Source organism: Aeromonas sp. s5 (genome assembly GCF_040907865.1).
Classification (GTDB): domain Bacteria; phylum Pseudomonadota; class Gammaproteobacteria; order Enterobacterales; family Aeromonadaceae; genus Aeromonas; species Aeromonas dhakensis.
In genome coordinates this window covers 1-19,180 of sequence record NZ_JBFOCO010000032.1, presented here as the reverse complement: position 1 = coordinate 19,180, position 19,180 = coordinate 1, and the positions used below count along the sequence as shown (strand labels likewise).

The 19,180-nt window shown below is 58.6% G+C and carries 19 protein-coding genes, 1 tRNA gene, 1 other RNA gene, 1 pseudogene and 1 riboswitch; of the genes and pseudogenes, 18 read left to right on the top strand and 4 right to left on the bottom strand.

Features of this window, described 5'->3' with window-relative positions; translation table 11 throughout:
* Positions 1–67: 67 nt before the first annotated feature.
* Both AB5Y94_RS18245 and AB5Y94_RS18240 read left to right on the top strand, forming a co-directional pair.
* A pseudogene (locus AB5Y94_RS18245) lies at positions 68–165 on the top strand (IS5/IS1182 family transposase); the annotation flags it as partial.
* A gap of 296 nt (positions 166–461) precedes the next feature.
* The gene (locus AB5Y94_RS18240; RefSeq protein ID WP_368206272.1) at positions 462–3,041 is read left to right on the top strand and encodes a hypothetical protein; all 2,580 of its coding nucleotides are present in this window, start codon (positions 462–464) and stop codon (positions 3,039–3,041) included.
* A 715-nt stretch (positions 3,042–3,756) separates the two neighbouring features.
* Here the strand turns inward: AB5Y94_RS18240 and ribA are convergent.
* A complete protein-coding gene (gene ribA / locus AB5Y94_RS18235) occupies positions 3,757–4,350 on the bottom strand; it encodes a GTP cyclohydrolase II (RefSeq protein WP_005299914.1) in 594 nt (197 codons plus the stop codon).
* A 249-nt stretch (positions 4,351–4,599) separates the two neighbouring features.
* Here ribA and cmk point away from each other — a divergent pair, with 249 nt between their 5' ends.
* From cmk to pyrF, 6 genes are all read left to right on the top strand, one after another.
* Positions 4,600–5,292, top strand: a complete 693-nt coding sequence (cmk, locus tag AB5Y94_RS18230; RefSeq protein ID WP_010634252.1) for a (d)CMP kinase — start codon at positions 4,600–4,602, stop codon at positions 5,290–5,292.
* A 94-nt stretch (positions 5,293–5,386) separates the two neighbouring features.
* Positions 5,387–7,057 carry a 30S ribosomal protein S1 gene (rpsA, locus tag AB5Y94_RS18225; RefSeq protein ID WP_005299919.1) on the top strand — a complete coding sequence of 557 codons (1,671 nt, stop codon included), beginning with the start codon at positions 5,387–5,389 and terminating at the stop codon, positions 7,055–7,057.
* A 94-nt stretch (positions 7,058–7,151) separates the two neighbouring features.
* Positions 7,152–7,436 (top strand): integration host factor subunit beta, encoded by a 285-nt coding sequence (gene ihfB / locus AB5Y94_RS18220; protein WP_005299934.1) that lies wholly within the window; start codon positions 7,152–7,154, stop codon positions 7,434–7,436.
* Between the two features lie 156 nt (positions 7,437–7,592).
* On the top strand, positions 7,593–7,877 hold the full coding sequence (locus tag AB5Y94_RS18215; RefSeq protein WP_005299936.1) for a LapA family protein: 285 nt from the start codon (positions 7,593–7,595) through the stop codon (positions 7,875–7,877).
* 9 nt (positions 7,878–7,886) lie between these two features.
* On the top strand, positions 7,887–9,053 hold the full coding sequence (gene lapB / locus AB5Y94_RS18210; protein ID WP_123245985.1) for a lipopolysaccharide assembly protein LapB: 1,167 nt from the start codon (positions 7,887–7,889) through the stop codon (positions 9,051–9,053).
* A 99-nt stretch (positions 9,054–9,152) separates the two neighbouring features.
* Positions 9,153–9,854 carry an orotidine-5'-phosphate decarboxylase gene (gene pyrF, locus AB5Y94_RS18205; protein WP_368206271.1) on the top strand — a complete coding sequence of 234 codons (702 nt, stop codon included), beginning with the start codon at positions 9,153–9,155 and terminating at the stop codon, positions 9,852–9,854.
* Between the two features lie 51 nt (positions 9,855–9,905).
* On the opposite strand, the gene rrtA is transcribed toward pyrF, so the two are convergent.
* Positions 9,906–10,484, bottom strand: coding sequence for a rhombosortase (rrtA, locus tag AB5Y94_RS18200; RefSeq protein ID WP_172442662.1), 579 nt, complete (start codon positions 10,482–10,484; stop codon positions 9,906–9,908).
* On the opposite strand from rrtA, the gene AB5Y94_RS18195 reads away from it, so the two are divergent.
* From AB5Y94_RS18195 to AB5Y94_RS18175, 5 genes are all read left to right on the top strand, one after another.
* Positions 10,414–11,100: a tRNA-uridine aminocarboxypropyltransferase gene (locus AB5Y94_RS18195; protein WP_368206270.1), complete on the top strand. Its 687-nt coding sequence runs from the start codon at positions 10,414–10,416 to the stop codon at positions 11,098–11,100. The two genes, rrtA and AB5Y94_RS18195, sit on opposite strands and share 71 nt — an antisense overlap.
* Positions 11,101–11,122: 22 nt before the next feature.
* Positions 11,123–11,830 (top strand): 7-cyano-7-deazaguanine synthase QueC, encoded by a 708-nt coding sequence (queC, locus tag AB5Y94_RS18190; protein WP_054545073.1) that lies wholly within the window; start codon positions 11,123–11,125, stop codon positions 11,828–11,830.
* A gap of 61 nt (positions 11,831–11,891) precedes the next feature.
* Positions 11,892–12,563, top strand: coding sequence for a 7-carboxy-7-deazaguanine synthase QueE (gene queE, locus AB5Y94_RS18185; protein WP_368206268.1), 672 nt, complete (start codon positions 11,892–11,894; stop codon positions 12,561–12,563).
* A 1-nt stretch (position 12,564) separates the two neighbouring features.
* Positions 12,565–12,795 carry a DUF3820 family protein gene (locus tag AB5Y94_RS18180; RefSeq protein ID WP_005299948.1) on the top strand — a complete coding sequence of 77 codons (231 nt, stop codon included), beginning with the start codon at positions 12,565–12,567 and terminating at the stop codon, positions 12,793–12,795.
* Entirely contained in the window at positions 12,792–13,355 is a 564-nt protein-coding gene (locus AB5Y94_RS18175) for a cob(I)yrinic acid a,c-diamide adenosyltransferase (RefSeq protein ID WP_005299950.1), read from the top strand. The genes AB5Y94_RS18180 and AB5Y94_RS18175 overlap by 4 nt, the downstream gene beginning before the upstream one ends.
* Positions 13,356–13,420: 65 nt before the next feature.
* Here the strand turns inward: AB5Y94_RS18175 and AB5Y94_RS18170 are convergent, their stop codons facing one another.
* Positions 13,421–13,825 carry an H-NS family nucleoid-associated regulatory protein gene (locus tag AB5Y94_RS18170; RefSeq protein ID WP_005299952.1) on the bottom strand — a complete coding sequence of 135 codons (405 nt, stop codon included), beginning with the start codon at positions 13,823–13,825 and terminating at the stop codon, positions 13,421–13,423.
* Between the two features lie 320 nt (positions 13,826–14,145).
* A riboswitch (Lysine riboswitch) is annotated at positions 14,146–14,317 on the top strand.
* An 86-nt stretch (positions 14,318–14,403) separates the two neighbouring features.
* Here AB5Y94_RS18170 and AB5Y94_RS18165 point away from each other — a divergent pair.
* The gene (locus AB5Y94_RS18165) at positions 14,404–15,984 is read left to right on the top strand and encodes a Na+/H+ antiporter NhaC family protein (protein ID WP_010634245.1); all 1,581 of its coding nucleotides are present in this window, start codon (positions 14,404–14,406) and stop codon (positions 15,982–15,984) included.
* Between the two features lie 86 nt (positions 15,985–16,070).
* Positions 16,071–16,652, top strand: a complete 582-nt coding sequence (locus tag AB5Y94_RS18160) for a thymidine kinase (protein WP_005299956.1) — start codon at positions 16,071–16,073, stop codon at positions 16,650–16,652.
* 68 nt (positions 16,653–16,720) lie between these two features.
* On the opposite strand, the gene AB5Y94_RS18155 is transcribed toward AB5Y94_RS18160, so the two are convergent.
* Positions 16,721–18,058 carry a flavohemoglobin expression-modulating QEGLA motif protein gene (locus AB5Y94_RS18155; protein WP_368206267.1) on the bottom strand — a complete coding sequence of 446 codons (1,338 nt, stop codon included), beginning with the start codon at positions 18,056–18,058 and terminating at the stop codon, positions 16,721–16,723.
* Between the two features lie 158 nt (positions 18,059–18,216).
* Between AB5Y94_RS18155 and AB5Y94_RS18150 the strand changes: the two genes are divergently transcribed.
* The 3 genes from AB5Y94_RS18150 (at position 18,217) to AB5Y94_RS18140 (ending at position 19,179) form a co-directional block, all read left to right on the top strand.
* A complete protein-coding gene (locus AB5Y94_RS18150; RefSeq protein ID WP_005299960.1) occupies positions 18,217–18,672 on the top strand; it encodes a YbjN domain-containing protein in 456 nt (151 codons plus the stop codon).
* A gap of 235 nt (positions 18,673–18,907) precedes the next feature.
* Positions 18,908–18,995: transfer RNA gene (locus AB5Y94_RS18145), tRNA-Ser, on the top strand.
* 55 nt (positions 18,996–19,050) lie between these two features.
* A non-coding RNA gene (locus tag AB5Y94_RS18140) (RtT sRNA) lies at positions 19,051–19,179 on the top strand.
* The last annotated feature ends 1 nt before the right edge of the window (position 19,180 follow it).

Genomic DNA, 19,180 nt, shown 5'->3' with positions numbered 1-19,180 from the left:
GTGATAAGAATATAATCTCACATTTTATCAACAGTTTAAGACCTATGCCGCGTCCCGCCACTATCGGTTGACCGATGTACAATGGGGCTTGTCGAGCCCCTGTTTCCACATCACTGCATAAGCAGAGACGCTACTCGGGATCCACGTCAGGTACCCGCAGGCATGCGACAAATGCGTTGGCCATGGCAAGGATGCCAACCTCATCAGGCCGTTATCGCACGCGTCCATCGAGCAAGCGGATGACTCATCACTGTCGAGTTGTGTGCGTCAAGCACTGGCCGGCAAACGGTTGCATTTCGTGGGCGGTGGCTGCCGCTCCGAAGGCTCTGTTGCCATCTGTCCTCTGCTGGATCTTCTCAAAAAAGACTCGATTCAGTCTGAATTCAGCTTGGCATGACTAGATTGAAAGTTGGACCGCCTGCGTGCCGGGGGCGGGATACACCCTAGACTCGGAGTCCCCGATGAAACATCGCATCATACGTCTGGATGAGCTGATGGCTCACGACGCCCTTCGCATCGAAGCCCATCTTCTCCATGCACATTTTGACCTGCCTCTTGGCATGAACGAGGCGATGGTGTGGCGGGGGCTCGAGTCTGGGGAGCTGCTCCTGTTGGCCGACTCGCCCAATATCGCTCTGCTTAAACCGGGGGCACAAGGTGAGTGGCAGATAAGTGAAATCGCGGCGCCGCTGGTGGGGTATGAGTTGCAGTCGCGTGTATTGAGCAGAGTCGGGGCGAGACACGACTATGGGGGGGCCGGGTTTGGCTCTGCAATGGTGCCGCAGGCCCAGGATGGCGGCGCTGTCAGGGATGTAGTGCAGGAGCCGTACCAGTACCCCACCGAGGTGGTGACGCAGGAGCCCGAGCCCCGCGAAGCGTTCCATTATGAGGTTCAGGTGGTCTGCCCGCCGGCCACCCTGCGGCGCTTCATTGATCCCCATTTTGTATTGGCCACGACGGAGCAGGAGCGAGAAGTGACCTTGATGCCGTGCCCCGAGCGCGCCGGGACGCGCTGTGAGGCCACTACCCGGACCGATACCCCCCGAAGATTGCGGGTCATGAAGGGAGGCCGATGTCACGAGGGGCTGTGTATCGACGAGGTGGCGCCACAATCGCGCCATGGGGTGGTGAGGGAACGTTATCTGGCGGTCATGCCCACGGTGCAGGTTGGTCAACGGTTGGCCTTTCCTGCTCGCGGTTATTACTACCACTTCGTCGATGGGCGACTGGTCCAGGAGTATGAGATTGCCTCGGGCTGGGCGTTTGCACGTACCTGCAGCGTAGCGGGGCGTCTTGTCGACGGTCGTGATGAGGGGCTCCAGTCCGCCCTGCTGGTTTTAGACCTGGTTCATGGGGTTGCGCCGGGTGCGCAGCACCTGGCTTACCGCCCGCTGCGCTTCAGTCAGGAGGATCTCGATGCGATCACCCCCGAATGGTTGCAACTAAACGCTTTGCATCTCGACCTGGCAGCCCTGTACCGGGCCATCGGTGAAGGTGCCGTGGCCGCCAGAGGTTCCCTGCCGGCGCAAGAGCCGGCGATGATAAATAGCGCTGCCAACAGTCATTACGCCTGGGGCGATACGTATCTCGATAGTGGTGGGTGCTACTTTGCCATTGGAAACAAGCAGTTGGTGGACAGACATCTTCCACTGGTCAATTTGGGGAAGGCACCTTCTCTGCTGGCTTATGTGATCAACAGCATACTGCCTTATCAGGAGCTGAATCGGCTGCCCGAGGTGGTAGCGGCGATGATCCAAGGGCTGGGGTCGTCCTATCTGGAGCGGGTGGCCATAGTGCTGGGTGTCAACGGGAACACAGTCGACGCAGATGCCGTTCAGGCGGCCGTGGCAGAAGCCCAAAATGGTCTAGCCAGCCTGATGGTTGAGGTGAAACTGGTGCCCATGACGTTTCAGGGCAACAAGTTTCCTTACGGCACCATGCGAAACACCCTGATGTATAGCGAGGAGACTTGCAACCAAGTGCAGCAGTTTGTCGAGCAAGGGTGGACACCCTATATCTCGTTTCAAGATTTCGACACCGGTTCGCGCTCTTTGGAGAGTGGTGAGCATATCTTCCAGGGCATTGATATCCTGCTGGCCCAAGACGAGGACGGTAGTGTGCTTCGCCCGCTGATGATAGCGGGCGGCTACCGGCCGCAGCCTCGAGAGAGTCTGATTGCGATGACGGCGGCGCGCTATCCAGATGGGATCATGCCAGAGGAAGACAAGAAGAAGCTGGATGGCTTCGAGACTGGTATTCGTGACGACATGACGCTCCGGGGTCGCTACGCAGCCCTGGACCCCATGTTGCCTTATGCTCCTGAGCCCAACCTCTTCATCGATGGCACCCTGTTGCTTGGCGGGGGGGCAATACCAATGTTCAGCCCCAATGGTGCAGAGTATGAGGGGCTCTCCTCGAGCCTTGTTGCTTGCAATAGGGCCGAGCTGGAGGCGCATTTTGCTCCCCTGTTTGAAGCGGCCGGTGATGTGCCTGTACCCAATAATCGACAGCCAGCACGGGAGTTTTTGACACTCCCGCCTGACCGTGAGGAGATCGCCAGCCAGTTGGAGGCATGCTCCCAGACCAACCGACATCCCAGGCGAGGTATTTCGTTTCTCCTCGATTTCACCATGACGGTGGAGACTGACCTTTCGCGTCTTGCCTACTCGTATCTTGCCAAAAACAGGATGCCCCAGCTACATAACCTGACCTATCTGGTCACTCGATTGTTCCAAACCCGGGCGGACAAGAAGGGGGTGAAACTGAGCAGCATTCGCACTGACTTTGACTATGAGAGATCTATGGCCGCGGCGATGAGGGAGGGTTATGCGCCGGTGGGGGAATTTCTGAGGCGACACCGGCAGGAGCTGGTCGGGATGGAGGGGGCCCGTTTCTCCGATTACTTTGCCCGGCGTTTCAGCGAGCAGGGGGTATTTGCCACCCGTAGCTATAACGTTCCTCCGTCACATCAGGCTGCCTTTGCTTATCAGGTGGCCATTGAGCCGAAGATCACCAAATGGCGTCGTATGGATTCTGAGTAGGCATGCCAGTTGTAACCCCCACTAAGCATGAAAAACCGGGAGCGGATGAAAACCAGTGTGAGATGATAGGACAAACGCAGGTGTGGCGAGGCTTGCAGCTCGATGCGATTAAATTGGTCAGTCCTGCTGGAACGGTACCTGTCGGGCTTGCCGCCGTTATGAGAGTGGCGACCTCGGCAAGGCGCCGTATCTGCACCGACTCAGGTGCTATCGGCAGAGCTGACTAAAGCAGTCAGAACAAGGTGCAGTACTCTGCCCGAAGCGCTACCGGGGGAGTCGTTCATCAAGGAGGATGAGATGCTGTGGTGCAAAGGGGCTTCCATCGGAGAGGCGGTTTCGTCAGCGAATACAGTCGTTGCTGGAGACGGTCAAACGACTGGGGCACACTCTCAGGAGTGACTGCACGCTGCCGTTCGGGCTCTATTAAGAAAACGGATGACCCCATTCCTGCCGGGTTGTGTACGTCAAGCCCTTGCTGGTGAACGGTTATCCTTGCAGCTTTGGCTCTTGATTGACGCATCTAAATAACGATGGTTGTTTATTGTTCAACCTGATGGAAGCCGCAACAAAAAAGCCCCGTGTCTTTATACTTGCCTTTATGGCGTACTTCTACGATCAGGGTTACAGCATTTTTTTACGCTAGATCTAGATTTTCATCATGAAAAACGCCTCCCGATGGAAGGCGTTTTTCATGGCAACGAGCGGCGAGGCGGGATCACTTCTTGAACATGTGATCCAGCTTGCTGGCCTTGGTCGAGAGGTAGAACTCGTTGTGGGGATTGCGCCCTTCCTGCAGGGGCACCCGCTCCGCCACCGGAATGCCGAAGGATTCCATCGCCTTCATCTTGCGCGGGTTGTTGGTCATCAGCTTGAGGGATTTCACCTCCAGCTGCTTGAGCATGTCGGCGCAGATGGTGTAGTCGCGCATGTCGGCGGCAAAGCCGAGCGCCACGTTGGCTTCAACGGTGTCGGCGCCCTGATCCTGCAGATGGTAGGCCCGGATCTTGTTGAGCAGACCGATGCCGCGTCCTTCCTGACGCACGTACAACAAGACGCCACGGCCTGCCTTGGCGATGTTTTCCAGTGCGGCCTGCAACTGGAAGCCGCAGTCGCAACGCAGACTGAACAGGGCATCGCCGGTCAGGCATTCGGAGTGAATTCGGCCCAGCACCGGCTCATCACCCGTGATATCGCCCATCACCAGCGCGGCGTGATCCTTGCCGGTACCGGTTTCCTGAAAGCCGACCAGCGTGAAGGTGCCCCAGGGGGTTGGCAACTTGGATTTGGCCACGAGGGTAACGCTGCTCATAGGTTGCTCCTTACTACAGCTGCTTAAAAAAGGGCGGCCAGTTTAGCGCGCCTTGTCCGGAACAACCATAAGAACAAAACCTTGCACTGTTTAATGGCTTGCCCCGTTGTACACAAAGAGGACAGTTGCGACCGGTTTTGCGCAATTGTGTGTGCTGGCGACTGCCAGGCTCGGCACATTTGGGTATAATCGGCGCCCATTACCCCATCCCTCCCGGGATGTGTGCAACAAGTGTGCAGGAGAGACGTTATGCCGCAGATGGCCCCCGTGATGACAATTGATGGCCCAAGTGGTGCCGGCAAGGGCACCCTGTGCCAGTTGCTGGCTGAAAAACTGGGTTGGCACCTGCTCGACTCCGGCGCCATCTACCGGGTGCTGGCCTTGGCGGCCTTGCATCACGATGTCGAGCTCGATTCCGAAGCCGCGCTGGTCCCCCTGGCCGCCAATCTGGACGTGCAGTTCCAGGTCGATGCCGAGCAGGTGAAGGTCGTGCTGGAAGGGGAGGATGTTTCCCGTACCATTCGTACCGAGGAAGTGGGCAATGCCGCGAGTAAGATTGCCGCCTTCCCGCGGGTGCGCGAAGCCCTGCTGCGCCGTCAGCGTGCATTTCGCCAGGCCCCCGGCCTCATCGCCGACGGTCGCGACATGGGCACCGTGGTGTTCCCCGAGGCGGAAGTGAAGATTTTCCTCGACGCCAGCGCCGAAGAACGGGCGGCTCGCCGCTATAAGCAGTTGCAAGATAAGGGCTTTGATGTTAACTTTGAGCGTCTTTTAACCGAGATTCGGGAGCGTGACGATCGCGACAGAAATCGCGCCGTTGCCCCCCTGAAACCGGCAGAAGATGCTCTCGTGGTGGATTCAACCGCCATGTCCATAGACGAAGTGCTGGCAACGGTGCTTGCCTATGCGGAGCAACAACTCGGCGATGCCAGCGCAAGCTGACATCCGGTCGTCTGCACCATGGATGGCGCAGATTATTTAAAACAACCCCGCTTGTGCTGGATGACAAGTGGATGTTTCATTTGTGACATAAACAATGATCGAATCTTTTGCTCAACTCTTTGAAGAGTCCCTGAACGCCGTTGAAACCCGTCAAGGTTCCATCGTCAAGGGTACTGTCGTTGCTATCGAAAATGGTTTCGTACTGGTTGACGCCGGTCTGAAATCTGAGTCCGCTATCCCGGCTGAAGAATTCAAGAACGCCATGGGCGAGCTGGAAATCAACGTAGGCGACTCCGTTGACGTGGCTCTGGACTCTATCGAAGATGGTTTCGGCGAAACCAAGCTGTCCCGCGAAAAAGCCAAGCGCCACGAAGCCTGGCTGCAGCTTGAAAAAGCTTACGAAGAGCAAGCTACCGTTATCGGTATCATCAACGGCAAGGTCAAGGGTGGTTTCACCGTTGAACTGAATGGCATCCGTGCCTTCCTGCCGGGTTCTCTGGTTGACGTGCGTCCGATCCGTGACACCGCTCACCTGGAAAACAAAGAACTCGAGTTCAAAGTCATCAAGCTGGACCAGAAGCGCAACAACGTTGTTGTTTCCCGTCGTGCCGTGATCGAGACCGAGAACACCTCCGAGCGCGAAAGCCTGCTGGCTAACCTGCAAGAAGGTCAAGAAGTTAAGGGTATCGTCAAGAACCTGACCGACTACGGTGCATTCGTAGATCTGGGCGGTGTTGACGGCCTGCTGCACATCACCGACATGGCGTGGAAGCGTGTTAAGCATCCTTCCGAAATCGTCAACGTTGGCGACGAGATCGCAGTCAAGGTTCTGAAGTTCGACCGCGAGCGTACCCGTGTATCCCTGGGTCTGAAGCAGCTGGGCGAAGATCCCTGGGTTGCTATCGCCAAGCGTTACCCGGAGACCACCCGTCTGTCTGGCCGCGTGACCAACCTGACCGACTACGGCTGCTTCGTTGAAATCGAAGAAGGCGTTGAAGGCCTGGTACACGTATCCGAGATGGATTGGACCAACAAGAACATCCACCCGTCCAAGGTTGTTAACGTTGGCGACGTGGTTGACGTGATGGTTCTGGACATCGACGAAGAGCGTCGTCGTATCTCCCTGGGTCTGAAGCAGTGCAAATCCAACCCGTGGCAGCTGTTTGCCGAAACTCACGCCAAGGGCGACCGTGTTTCCGGCAAGATCAAGTCCATCACTGACTTCGGTATCTTCATCGGTCTGGACGGCGGTATCGACGGTCTGGTTCACCTGTCTGACATCTCCTGGAACAACCAGGGTGAAGAAGCAGTTCGTGAATTCAAGAAAGGCGACGAAATCGAAGCCGTTGTTCTGCAAGTTGACCCGGAGCGTGAGCGCATCTCCCTGGGCGTCAAGCAGATCGAAGAAGACCCGTTCAATAAGTACCTGTCTGACAACAAGAAAGGTGCTATTGTGAAGGGTAAGGTTACCGAGGTTGATGCCAAGGGTGCCGTGATCGAACTGGCTGACGGCGTAGAAGGCTACCTGCGTGCCTCCGACGCTGCTCGTGACCGCGTAGAAGACGCCACTCTGGTGCTGTCTGTTGGTGACGAAGTTGAAGCTAAATTCATGGGCGTTGATCGCAAGAACCGCACCGTGAGCCTGTCTGTCCGTGCCAAGGACGAGGCTGACGAGCGTGTTGCCATCGACAACCTGAACCAACAAGAAGAAGTTGTGTTCAGCAATGCCATGGCTGAAGCGTTCAAAGCCGCCAAGGGTGAATAATCCTTGATGCAAGAAAAGGGCGGCGTGTCACGCCGCCCTTTTTTATCTTGGCGTAATGAATATTGCATGTGATCGGGGAAGGAGATTTAACGTTATGACCAAATCAGATCTCATCGAACAATTGGCTGCCAGCCGCATGCATATGCCGGCCAAAGATGTCGAAGCCGCCATCAAGGAGATCCTTGAGCAGATGGCGTCGACTTTGCAAAACGGCGACCGGATTGAAATCCGCGGATTTGGAAGTTTTTCACTGCACTATCGTGCACCCCGTGTGGGCCGCAACCCCAAGACTGGGGACAAGGTTGAATTGACCGGGAAATATGTTCCGCATTTCAAGCCCGGCAAAGAGTTACGCGAGCGCGTGAACATCATCGAATAATGCAGAAAATGGCATACCTGGGTATGCCTTTTTTGTTTTTACGGTTTCTATTGTGGCAATTGTCCGGTTTTGCCAAGTCTTTTCCCATTCGCTCTAGAGTCTGCCGGTGATTTTAAGGATAATCAGCCTCTCATTAGCTACTGACAGGGAGCTCCTATGAAGCGTATCTTGGCCCTCATTCCACTGGTGCTGGTGTTTATCCTGACGCTGGCCATCGGTTCGCAAAATGGCCAGCTGGTGCAGTTCAATTATCTGATTGCCCAAGGGGAATTCTCGCTCTCCATGTTGCTGGGATTCTTCTTTGGTGGTGGCTTCCTGCTGGGCTGGCTGGTCTTCGGTCTGCTGTTCTTGCGCCTCAAGATGCAAAACCGCACCCTCAATCGCACCATGCGCCGTCAATCCCGTGAATTGGAGCTGGCCCGAACGGCTGCCAAGGAATAATGTCCCTCGATGCTTGAACTGCTTTTCCTGCTGTTGCCCATTGCCGCCGGCTACGGCTGGTATATGGGGCGCAGGAGTGTTCGCCAGGACACCCAGAAACAGAGTAACCAGTTTTCCCGCCAGTATGTGGCGGGTCTCAATTATTTGCTGTCCGACGAATCCGACAAGGCGGTGGATCTCTTTATCCAGCTGCTGGAAGTGGACAGCGAGACCATCGAAACCCACCTCTCTCTCGGCAACCTGTTCCGTCAACGGGGTGAGGTAGACCGGGCCATCAAGATCCACCAGAACCTCATCACCCGCCAGCTCACCATGGAGCAGCGTCAGCTCGCCCTGCAGGAGTTGGCGAGGGACTTCCTCGCCGCCGGCCTGCTCGATCGGGCCGAGAAGCTGTGGCTCGAGCTCACCGAGGACGGGGACTATGAGGAGACCGCGCTGGCCCAGTTGCAGCTTATATATCAGCAGTTGCGTGATTGGGACAAGGCGATCGCGGTGAGCGAGCGGTTGCAAAAATTCCAGGGCAAGAAGCTGGCGCCCACCATCGCCCATTATCAGTGCGAGCTGGCCGACATGGCCCTGCGCGAAGAGAATCGCAAGCAGGCCCAGCTGCGTTTTCGCAAGGCCCTGACCGCCGATGGCAACTGTGTGCGTGCCTCGCTCGGCCTCGGCTGGCTGGCCAAGGGGGAGGGCGATCCGCGCCAGGCGGCCCGCGAGTTTGAGCGAGTGCTGACCCAGGACATCGATTTCGCGAGCGAAGTGCTGGAACCCCTGTGCGAGAGCCTGGAGCTGTGCGGCGAGGAGGCGCGTATCCCCGAGCTGCTCGGCCAGGCCCAGGAGGCGAGGGCCGGCTTCCCAGTCACCTTGCGGCTGGCCGATTATGTGGAGCGCCACAACGGGCGCGAGGCAGCCTCCGAGCTGGTGCTGCGCCAGCTGCGGCGCACGCCGTCGCTGCGCGGCTTCCAGCACCTGATGGCGCTGCAGTTGCGTGGTGCTGAAGAGGGGCAGGCCAAGGAGAGCCTGACCATGCTCAAGGCGCTGGTCGACGAGCAGATCAAGATCAAATCCACCCACAAGTGCCGGCAGTGCGGGTTTGCCACCCACTCCCTGTTCTGGCAGTGCCCCTCCTGCCGCCAGTGGGGAGCCATCAAGCCAATCCGCGGTCTGGACGGGGAGTAAGAGCCACAACAATGTCATCAACCAGGCCCCTGTGGCCTGGTTTTTTCAGGCCGGGCCGGACTCGTTCCGGACGGCGCATAACCATCGATAGGAAGTGAGATGCTAGATCCCAAAGTACTGGTTGCGCTGGATTATCAGCACGAGGCCGATGCCTTCGCCTTCATTGAACGTATCTCCCCGGCCCAGTGCCGTCTCAAGGTAGGTAAGGAGATGTTTACCCTGTTTGGCCCCCAGTTCGTGCGTCAGCTGGTTGCCAATGGGTTCGATGTCTTTCTGGATCTGAAGTTTCACGACATTCCCAACACCGTCGCCAAGGCAGTCGCCGCCAGTGCCGAACTCGGCGTCTGGATGGTGAACGTGCACGCCAGTGGTGGCGAGCGGATGATGCGGGCCGCCAAGGAGGCGCTGCTGCCTTATGGCGACAAGGCGCCGCTGCTTATCGGGGTGACCGTGCTGACCAGCATGGAGCAGTCCGACATGGCACCGCTGGGTCTTGATGTGACGCCGGCCGAGCAGGTGATCCGGCTGGCCAAATTGACCAAAGACGCGGGGCTGGACGGGGTGGTCTGCTCCGCCAACGAAGCGCGTGAGCTCAAGGCGCTGTTCGGTGACGAGTTCAAACTGGTGACGCCGGGGATCCGTCCCACCGGTTCGGCTGCCGGGGATCAGCGCCGGGTCATGACGCCACTGGCGGCGGTGGAGGCGGGTGCCGACTATCTGGTGATTGGCCGCCCCATCACCCAGGCGGCCGATCCTGCCGCCATGCTGGCCGGCATCAACGCGGAGCTGGCGGGTCGCTGATAAAAAATAGAATGCCGGCCCGATGGGGCCGGCATTGTATCCGGTGCAGGCTCACTCCTTGACGGCGTGGGGGCGCAGGGTGACCGGCAGCAGGCCGAGCAACAGGCCGGCGCCCGAGCCAATCAGATGTGATTCAATGTGTACCCTGGCCCCGATGAGGGCGGACACCGGACTTTCCCCCGCACTGTAGAAATCCACCCCAAGCTTGATCGCTACCCCTGCCAGCATCAACCAGCCGGAGTGGCGGCGATAGCGGATATCCTGCAGCGCGCCCCACACGAACAGGCCGTGCAGCGCTCCCGACAGCCCCATGTACCACTGGGTCTGCGGACACCACCACCAGATGCCGAGCCCGACGGCGCTCCCCAGCAGCAGCAGCAGCAGCGGCAGGCGACAGCCTGTCAGGTATTCGCGAAACAGGCTGTAGAGCACGCACAGCCCGCTCAGGTTGAGCAGCAGGTGCCACAGATTGGTGTGGGCCAGATTGCCTGTTATGATGCGCCACCCTTCACCCTGGGCTATCAGGGTACGATCGAAGGAGAGCTGGTGATTCGGCACGGTGAAAAAGAGCAGCAAACTGGCGAGTGAAAGCGTGATGACCCAGAGCAATCCTGATTTTTCTGACAACATGAAACAGTCCGACGACAACAAGAGTCGATACTGTACACGTTGCACCAGAGCCCTCAAAGCCTGTCTGTGCGATTATATTCGGCCGGTTTCACCCCATGCGCCCCTGCACATCCTGCAGCATCCGGGGGAGGTGGGTCATCCCAAGGGGACCGCCGTCCTTTTGGCCGCCTCGCTGGCGCAGGCCCGTCTGCATGTGGGTGAACAGGTAGCCGACGTTCCCGAGCTGGCGGCCTTGTTGGCCGATCCCGCGCTGCAGTGTTATCTGCTGTGGCCGGATGAGGAGGCCATCACCCTTGCCGAGGTGCGAGAGCGGGAGACGGCCGAGCCGGCTCGCCGAGTCTGTTTTCTGCTGCTCGATGGCACCTGGCGCAAGGCCTACCGGATGCTGCACAGCAACCCCGAGTTGCAGCAGTTGCCACGAATTGGGCTGGATGCCGTCTCGGGACAGTACTCCATTCGCAAGAAGCCGTTTCCAGAGGCGCTGTCGACCCTGGAAGCGGGCTACCATCTGTTGTCCCAGTGGGAGGGCGCACCGGATCGCTTCGCCCCGCTGATGACCCTTTTTACCCATTTGAACCGGCAGTGGCATGATTTTGCCCAGGGCCGACGCAGTTGAACTGCCCAGAGGAGTGACATACGTGAAAAAAGCCGTCGTGGTATTCAGTGGTGGTCAGGACAGCACCACCTGCCTGGTCCAGGCCTTGTCCCGTTATGACGAGGTGCACGCCATCACCTTCGATTATGGCCAGCGCCATAGTGAAGAGATCGAGACGGCGCGCCGTCTGGCCAACCGGCTCGGCATCGCCGCCCACAAGGTGATGGACGTGACCATGCTGGGGGAGCTTGCCATCTCGGCCCTGACCCGGGACGAGATCCCGGTGAGCTTCGAGCTGCAGGAAAATGGCCTGCCCAATACCTTCGTGCCGGGCCGCAACATCCTGTTTTTGACCTTGGCCGCCATCTACGCCTATCAGGTGGGCGCCGAGGCAGTGATCACCGGGGTGTGCGAGACCGATTTCTCCGGTTATCCCGATTGCCGCGACGAGTTCGTCAAGGCGCTCAATCAGGCCGTCTCGCTGGGGCTGGATCGCGCCATCCGCTTCGAGACCCCGCTGATGTGGCTCGACAAGGCCGAGACCTGGGCGCTGGCGGATCACTACGGCCACCTCGATACCGTGCGCCAGCAGACGCTCACCTGCTACAACGGCATTGCTGGCGATGGCTGCGGCGCCTGTCCGGCCTGCGATCTGCGCAGCCGCGGCCTGCAGCAGTACCTGGCTGACAAGGCGGGCGTGCTGGCGCGTCTGCACCAAAAAACCGGGCTCGGTGAGAAAAGCGGATGCTGAGCCTGCGTCTCGGCCATGCTTGGGGTATAATCCGCGACTTTTGCAACCAGCCGTGACCAAGATGCATTACCCAATCAACGAGATATTCCAGACCATCCAGGGGGAGGGGGTCTTCACCGGCCTGCCCGCCATTTTCGTTCGCCTGCAGGGTTGCCCGGTGGGATGCCCCTGGTGCGATACCCGTCATACCTGGGTGGTCGATCCTGCTCGTGAAGTGGGCGTGCAGGCGGTGCTCGATTGCTCCAACGAATCCGATGGCTGGAGCAAGATGAGCACGGCGCAGATCCTGGCCAGCTTTCAGCAACTTGGCTATCAGGCGCGTCACGTGGTGATCACCGGGGGCGAACCCTGCCTCTATGACCTGCAGGATCTCTCTACCGCCCTCATTGCGGCAGGCTATCAGGTGCAGATCGAAACCAGTGGTACCAGCGAGATCAAAACCCATGAGCAGACCTGGGTCACCGTATCCCCCAAGATCAATATGAAGGGTGGGTTGCCGGTGCTGCTCTCGGCCCTTGAGCGCGCCAACGAGGTCAAGCATCCGGTGGCCACCGAGCGCCACGTGGAGGAGCTGGATGCGCTGCTGGCCACCGCTCGTCTGCGCGACGACGTGGTGATTGCACTGCAACCCATCAGCCAGAAACCCAGGGCGACCCAGCTGGCCATGGCAACCTGCATTGCCCGCAATTGGCGGCTCTCCATCCAGACCCACAAATATCTGGATATCGATTGAAATGGAGTGGTTGTCCGACGAGCGGGTCTTGCTGTCGCTGGCCAACAAGATGCCGTACGGCAAATATCGGGGGCGCCGCATCATCGATATTCCGGAGCCTTATCTGGTGTGGCTGGCCCGCACCGGTTTCCCGGCCGGATCGCTTGGTCAAACGCTGGCGCTTGCCTATGAAATCAAGCTAAACGGGCTTGAATCCATGATTGTTCCCATTATTAACAGGATGTCGGTATGAGAATATATACGAGGCAGGGCGACAAGGGCATGACTCGGCTGGCCGATGGCGTGCAATTGGCCAAAGACGATATGCGGGTGGAAACCTATGGCTATATCGATGAATTAAATTCTCATATAGGTCTTCTTATTGCCGAGGTGCCCGCAGCGGAAACCGGATTATTGGCAGACCTGTTATTGCTGCAACAGGAATTGTTCGATCTTGGCGGGGAACTGGCATTTTCCAGTGACGCTCAGGAGGCCGCCATCTGGCAGGTGAATAACGAGTGGACCCTGCGACTGGAACAACAGATCGATGCTTACAGCGCCAATTTGCCGCTGCTGCGCAATTTCATTCTGCCCAGCGGTTCCCGGGCGGCGGCGCAAGCCCATGTGGTGCGCACCCTGACCCGGCGCTGCGAGCGTCTGCTGCTGACTTTGGGCCGCAGCGAGCAGCTCAACCCGGCCATTCTGCCCTACATGAACCGGCTGAGTGACTGGTTCTTCACCATAGCCCGCTACCTGCTGGCCTGTACCGCGACGCCCGAAGTGCTCTGGGTCAAGGCGGCAGAGCGGGGCTGACGGCAGGCCGCAGGCAATAAAAAACCTCGCAAGGCGAGGTTTTTTATTGGGCCAATGCTGTTTTATCAGATGGCAAAGTCTTCGACGGATTTACCTTCGGCGACCGCCTTGGCAATCACGGACGGCATGCGACCCTGACCGGTCCAGGTTTTTTCCACACCGTTGTCCATATAGCGATATTTGGCCGGGCGAGGGGCACGTTTGCTCTTGGTCGCCTTGGCCGGTTCGGCTGCGACTGTACCAACCAGTTCAGCCGGATCAATACCGGCGGCTTTCAGCATTTCGGCATATTCATTAATTTTGCGCTGATGTTCTTCACGAGCCTGACGCTCGGCGGCTTCATCCTGCTGGCGTTCGCCGACAATCGCGGAGAGCTTTTCCAGGCCTTCTTCCAATTGTTCCAGCGTCAGCTCACGGCAAGCGGCGCGCAGGCTACGGATATTCAGCAGTACTTTCAAAAATTCGTTCATAGTGTTCACCACGCGAGCAAAAGAGTGAATTAAATAAAAATAGTTATTTTGGCTAATTTATACGGCCGTTCGGGATTAAGTCAAGCGAGTCGAATTAATAAATTCATGCCTGGAATTAAGTAATGCAATTGAATTCAGGCCCGATTCAGCAATATTGGCCAGTGGCATACTCGACTGAGTTCCAAGTAGATGAAAATAGCGACAAAATCATAATGTTTGCACCATTTGACTACCTCTTTGCCCTTTTGATCTGGCTTGTTTGGGGATTTAATCAAAAAACTTGCTATAACGTGTCGGCACGATAAAATGTGCCTCGAATACCTTTAAGTAGAGGCGCGCTGCCTATGACTACTTGTGCGGAGGGTGATGCCGATGATGCACAAGGAAAGGAGTCAGCGCCGAAGTGGCCAGGCCATCATACCGGGCTGCTGGTTCTGCATCTAATAGGTGCAGGACTGCCATAGTCATCCACTATGGAGCGCTACCTGAAGGGGCTGAGGAGTATTACCTCCCCATGGGTTTTGTTTCTTTATCCTCTCGGTAGATCTCCACCTGCTGTCTTTAGGTGCAAAGAGATCATGGACATTGTTCACTACGCCGACTCCGGTTGGTCAATCATTCCCCCTCTGCTGGCCGTCGCACTGGCGATCCTCACCCGCCGTGTGCTGCTGTCGCTTGGCGTCGGTATCGTTACCGGCAGCCTGCTGCTGAACCAGTTTTCCCCCCTCGACTCCCTGCATTACATGTTGAACACAGTGCTCAAGATCTTCTGGGTCGACGGGGCGCTTAACCGTGACAACATCAATATGCTGCTGTTCATGCTGCTGCTGGGCGGCCTCATCAGCCTGATGAGCGTCTCCGGTGCGACCCGAGCGTTTGCCGAGTGGGCTGCCAAGCGCGCCAGGACCCGCAAGGGGGCCAAGGCGCTCACCGGCATGATGGTGTTTGCCTTCTTCATCGACGACTTCTTCCACAGCCTGTCGGTGGGGGCCATCTGCCGTCCGGTCACCGACCGCTTCCAGATCTCCCGCGCCAAGCTGGCCTACTTGCTGGACTCCACCGCGGCGCCGGTCTGCGTGCTGATGCCCATCTCCTCCTGGGGGGCCTACATCATCGCCCTGGTGGGCGGCATCATGACGGCTCACGGCATCACCGGGCAGAGCCCCATCTCAGCCTTCGTCGAGATGATCCCGATGAACCTCTATGCGGTGTTTACCCTCATCATGGTGCTGGTGGTGATCGCGTTTCAACTCGACATCGGGCCGATGCGCCAGCACGAGCAGTGGGCGCTGGAAGGCAAGCTGTGGGATGAGTCCAAAGGCCGCCCCATCGGTCTGGACATGGAGAGCCCGGAGGAGAGCAACGGCGGCATGATCGACATGGTGTTGCCGATCCTGACCCTGACCGCGGCCACCGTCTACTTCATGATTGACTCCGGCGCCGCCGTGCTGGCCGCCAATGGCGAGCCGTTCAGTGTCCTTGGCTCGTTCGAGAATACCAACGTGGGTTCCTCCCTGGTCTACGGTGCCCTGTGCAGCCTGGTGGTCTCCATCGGTCTGGCCATGCGTCTGAAGCTCGGTGCCAAGAACTGGCTCAAGGCAGCGCCGCAAGGGGTGATGGCCATGCTGCCGGCCATCAACATCCTGCTGTTTGCCTGGACCATTGGCGCCGTGGTGCGCGATGTGGAGACCGGCAAGTACCTGGCCTCCCTGGCCAACGGCAATCTGCCGGTGGAAGTGCTGCCGGCCGTGGTGTTCGTGCTCTCCTGCGCCATGGCGTTTGCCACCGGCACCAGCTGGGGTACTTTTGGCATCATGCTGCCGCTGGCGGGCGACATGGCGGCCGCCAGCGATGCGGCCCTGATGTTGCCGATGCTGGCCGCCGTGCTGGCGGGGTCGGTGTTCGGGGATCATAGCTCGCCCATCTCCAGCACCAGTATCCTGTCGGCCACCGGTGCCGGTTGCCATCACATCGATCACGTGATGACCCAGCTGCCCTATGCCCTGGCCATCGCCTTTGGCGCCGCCCTCGGTTATCTGGTGATGGGGCTGATGCACTCGGTGCTGGCGGGCTTCAGCGTCAGCGCCCTCTGGTTCGTCATCTTCTCCAGCTACCATTTGCGCAAGGCAAGGTCCCAGGCGGACCTGGCTGTTGCTTAAAACGTACAAGGGGCCGCAAGGCCCCTTGGTTTTGTTGGGGGCTTTAGTTAGCATGCGCCCCATAAATTCAGTTTCGGAACAGTATCATGGCTTCACTGCACTACAAGTTTGCCACCATGAATTCAGGCAAATCGACCCAGCTCATTCAGGCGCACTTCAATTATCTGGAGCGGGGCATGCATCCCTTGGCCATGACACCCGCCATCGACGATCGCTTCGGGGTCGGGGTGATCAGCGCCCGGGTGGGGTTGGAGCTGAAAGTTGAAGTGTTCAGAGAGCGCTGTGATCTGTTCGAGATGGTGAAAGCTCGTCATGCCGAGAAGCGTATCGATGTATTCATCGTCGATGAGGCCCAGTTCCTGACCAGGGAGCAGGTCTATCAGCTGGCCCGTATCGTCGACGAGCAGGACATTCCGGTGATCGCCTACGGCCTCAAGACCGATTTTCGCGGCGAGCTGTTTCCCGGCTCCTATCATCTGCTCTGCCTGGCCGACAAGTTCGAGGAGCTCAAAAGCATCTGCTGGTGCGGCAACAAGGCGCACATGAACTCCCGGGTCAACGAAGCAGGCCAGGTGATGCGCGATGGCGAGCAGGTGGAGATCGGCGGCAACGATCGCTATGTCTCCCTGTGCCGCAAGCACTACCTGGAAGGGCGGGCCTTCAAATAACCCGCGGCTGATGGGGATAACATGAACAAGCAAGGCGCCAATCTGGCGCCTTGCTTGTTTCCGAGGGGTCAATCTATCTCGATATCGACCGGGGCGATAATGGGATCGGCCACCGGCAGGCGGTGGAACAGCTGGCGAAAGTGCTGCTGTACCCGGCCGATATCCACCAGAGACATGCCGGAGGCGAAGCCGAACCAGACGTAGAGGCCGGTGAGATCGCGAAACATGGGGGGCAGATAACGGGGCGCACTGATGAGCCCCTCCAGATAGTGCTGATAGAGCACCGGGATGTCGTCCAGGGTCACCTTGCCGACAAACAGCATGGGCAGGATCTCGGGGACTCCCTCCAGCACGGCGCTGCGGATGAAGTTGACCGTCTCCACATAACCCTTCACATAGGAGAGATCCTTGGTGAAGCAGGCGCCTCCCTCGACCATGCCGCCGCGAAACACCCGCTGGGTGATCTTGTAGGCATCGTGCTCGCTGGCACCCTGATCGACGAAATGGCGGAACACCTCGATGAAGTCGGCGCCGCGCTCCGCCATATCGATGGCCATCACCCGATCCGAGATACGCTTGGCCCTGTCCGGAAAGGAGCTGAAAGTGAGGGTCTCTATCAGTACCGCCAGCCCTTCCTGGCAGGCGGTGATGCGCGGCGAGCCGGCACTCAGCCAGGTGGCATAGGGTTGCTGGCGCCCGTTGAGGGTGGTGCCCACATGCACCCAGCCCTCATGGACCTCCAGCACCTGCAGATCCAGTTCTGAGAAGCGGGCGTGGGAGTTGAGCTTGATGTAATCGCCGCCGGCCGCGGCATCGGAGACGATGCCATCGCTCAGCTTGACCTGCACTGTGCCGTCACTGAAATAGCTCGACAGCTTGCCCTGCAATCTGGCCACCGCCGCTTCCCCCTCGAACTCCTTGGGGTAGGGACGCACCAGGTGGCGGGCGCCGGGCAGGGAGAAGATGTCGCACAGCCTGGCTCCCAGCTCCTTGAGGGTCTTGCGATCGCCGCGCAGGTGATCGCCGGCCGAACCGTAGAGCAGTCGGCTGTAGCGCAGAAAGTCCGGTTGCCCGCGCTGGCGCAGCATCTCGATGACCACCATGTATTGATCCACCGTCTCCTGCAGGATGCGGCCAAGCTCATCCTGGGGACCGAGCCGGCGCCGGATCCTGTCCCGCAGCTCCTTGAGCTCCAGGTACTTGTTGCGGGGATCGAAGCCGAGGGGGAGGCCATCATAGAAGGCCTTGTCGACGGCCGGCAGCGTGCGCCTTCCGCTGGCCAGAAAGTCAGCCTGCAGGTGACGGGGCCACTTGATGGCATCCAGAATGCGGATGGGCTTTTGCAGGATCAAGAGTTCATCCGAGAGGGATTTCAGATGCAGACGGTACTTTTCTTGGATGGTCATTTAGCCCCCTGTGGGGCGAGTGTGGTGCTGGAATGGGCTGAGTATATGCAGGCTGCTTGCCAAAAAGAAGCGAGGGCCGTGCTTATCCGGCCAGTGCGCTTTTGGTTGCCGGAAAATTGGTTTAGACTGCGCCCCTTGATCCCAATTGTGTCGTGGAAATGATGAATATCCCCAGCTCCGAAATGATAATGCGTTGGTTGCAGCAGGCTCGTATCGAGCACTATGTCTGTGATCAGTGCCATGGTATCCACATAGTCTCCCTGCAGTCCGTCGAGGGCATCCAGGAGAGCCGGATCTTCGTCGAAGAGGAAGGGGTGCTGTTTTCATCCGAGCTGGAGGTGCGTCCCTCCGCCTTGCTGCCGCTGGTGGCCGAGCTGGGTCGCCTCAACATGCAGTACCCGTCGCTCAAGGTGTTCCTCGACATCATCGATGACAACCTGCCGCGTCTGGTGGTCGGGCATACCGTCTTTACCAAGGCGGGGCTCAGCGTTGAGCAGTTCCTGCTGTTTGTGGAGAGCACCATAGCCGCGACCCATGAAGTGGTCTCCGAATGCGAGCGGTTGGGCTTCCTGAATCTGCCGGAAATCCAGGTCGCACCGGAGTCTGTGCACTGATTTGTGCGTTAAATGTGCGAACGGTTCGCCTGATGCAAAAAGCCGTTGACGCCGGCGGGGCTTTCCCCTAAATTACGCCCCGTTCCAGCGCAACGGCGCAACGAACGACGTGCTGGCTGAGCACGTTAAACAGCAGACCAAAATTTGGTGAGGTGACCGAGAGGCTGCCCACCGACGAAGTCGGCAAGATGCACGCGCAGCGTGCTCCGAAAGCCACTTCAAGAAGTAAAAATTTGGTGAGGTGTCCGAGTGGCTGAAGGAGCACGCCTGGAAAGTGTGTATACGGCAACGTATCGAGGGTTCGAATCCCTCCCTCACCGCCAAATTTTAAAGAACCGACCTGATGGTCGGTTTTTTTGCTTTGGGGAAGAATTATCCGCTCATGTCGAAGAGGGAGGGTGAGAACCCTCGCCGGGTTCGAGCAGAGCAGCTTGCTGCGATGAACGGCCGCAGGCCGCCCCGAAGGGGTGAGCCACGCAGTGGCGAATCATCCCTCCCTCACCGCCAA

Bases quoted from the DNA above. Each gene is read 5' to 3' on its own strand.
- AB5Y94_RS18240 (WP_368206272.1), top strand. From the start codon at position 462: ATGAAACATCGCATCATACGTCTGGATGAGCTGATGGCTCACGACGCC.
- ribA (WP_005299914.1), bottom strand. From the start codon at position 4,350: ATGAGCAGCGTTACCCTCGTGGCCAAATCCAAGTTGCCAACCCCCTGG.
- cmk (WP_010634252.1), top strand. From the start codon at position 4,600: ATGCCGCAGATGGCCCCCGTGATGACAATTGATGGCCCAAGTGGTGCC.
- rpsA (WP_005299919.1), top strand. From the start codon at position 5,387: ATGATCGAATCTTTTGCTCAACTCTTTGAAGAGTCCCTGAACGCCGTT.
- ihfB (WP_005299934.1), top strand. From the start codon at position 7,152: ATGACCAAATCAGATCTCATCGAACAATTGGCTGCCAGCCGCATGCAT.
- AB5Y94_RS18215 (WP_005299936.1), top strand. From the start codon at position 7,593: ATGAAGCGTATCTTGGCCCTCATTCCACTGGTGCTGGTGTTTATCCTG.
- lapB (WP_123245985.1), top strand. From the start codon at position 7,887: ATGCTTGAACTGCTTTTCCTGCTGTTGCCCATTGCCGCCGGCTACGGC.
- pyrF (WP_368206271.1), top strand. From the start codon at position 9,153: ATGCTAGATCCCAAAGTACTGGTTGCGCTGGATTATCAGCACGAGGCC.
- rrtA (WP_172442662.1), bottom strand. From the start codon at position 10,484: ATGTTGTCAGAAAAATCAGGATTGCTCTGGGTCATCACGCTTTCACTC.
- queE (WP_368206268.1), top strand. From the start codon at position 11,892: ATGCATTACCCAATCAACGAGATATTCCAGACCATCCAGGGGGAGGGG.
- AB5Y94_RS18180 (WP_005299948.1), top strand. From the start codon at position 12,565: ATGGAGTGGTTGTCCGACGAGCGGGTCTTGCTGTCGCTGGCCAACAAG.
- AB5Y94_RS18175 (WP_005299950.1), top strand. From the start codon at position 12,792: ATGAGAATATATACGAGGCAGGGCGACAAGGGCATGACTCGGCTGGCC.
- AB5Y94_RS18170 (WP_005299952.1), bottom strand. From the start codon at position 13,825: ATGAACGAATTTTTGAAAGTACTGCTGAATATCCGTAGCCTGCGCGCC.
- AB5Y94_RS18165 (WP_010634245.1), top strand. From the start codon at position 14,404: ATGGACATTGTTCACTACGCCGACTCCGGTTGGTCAATCATTCCCCCT.
- AB5Y94_RS18160 (WP_005299956.1), top strand. From the start codon at position 16,071: ATGGCTTCACTGCACTACAAGTTTGCCACCATGAATTCAGGCAAATCG.
- AB5Y94_RS18155 (WP_368206267.1), bottom strand. From the start codon at position 18,058: ATGACCATCCAAGAAAAGTACCGTCTGCATCTGAAATCCCTCTCGGAT.
- AB5Y94_RS18150 (WP_005299960.1), top strand. From the start codon at position 18,217: ATGATGAATATCCCCAGCTCCGAAATGATAATGCGTTGGTTGCAGCAG.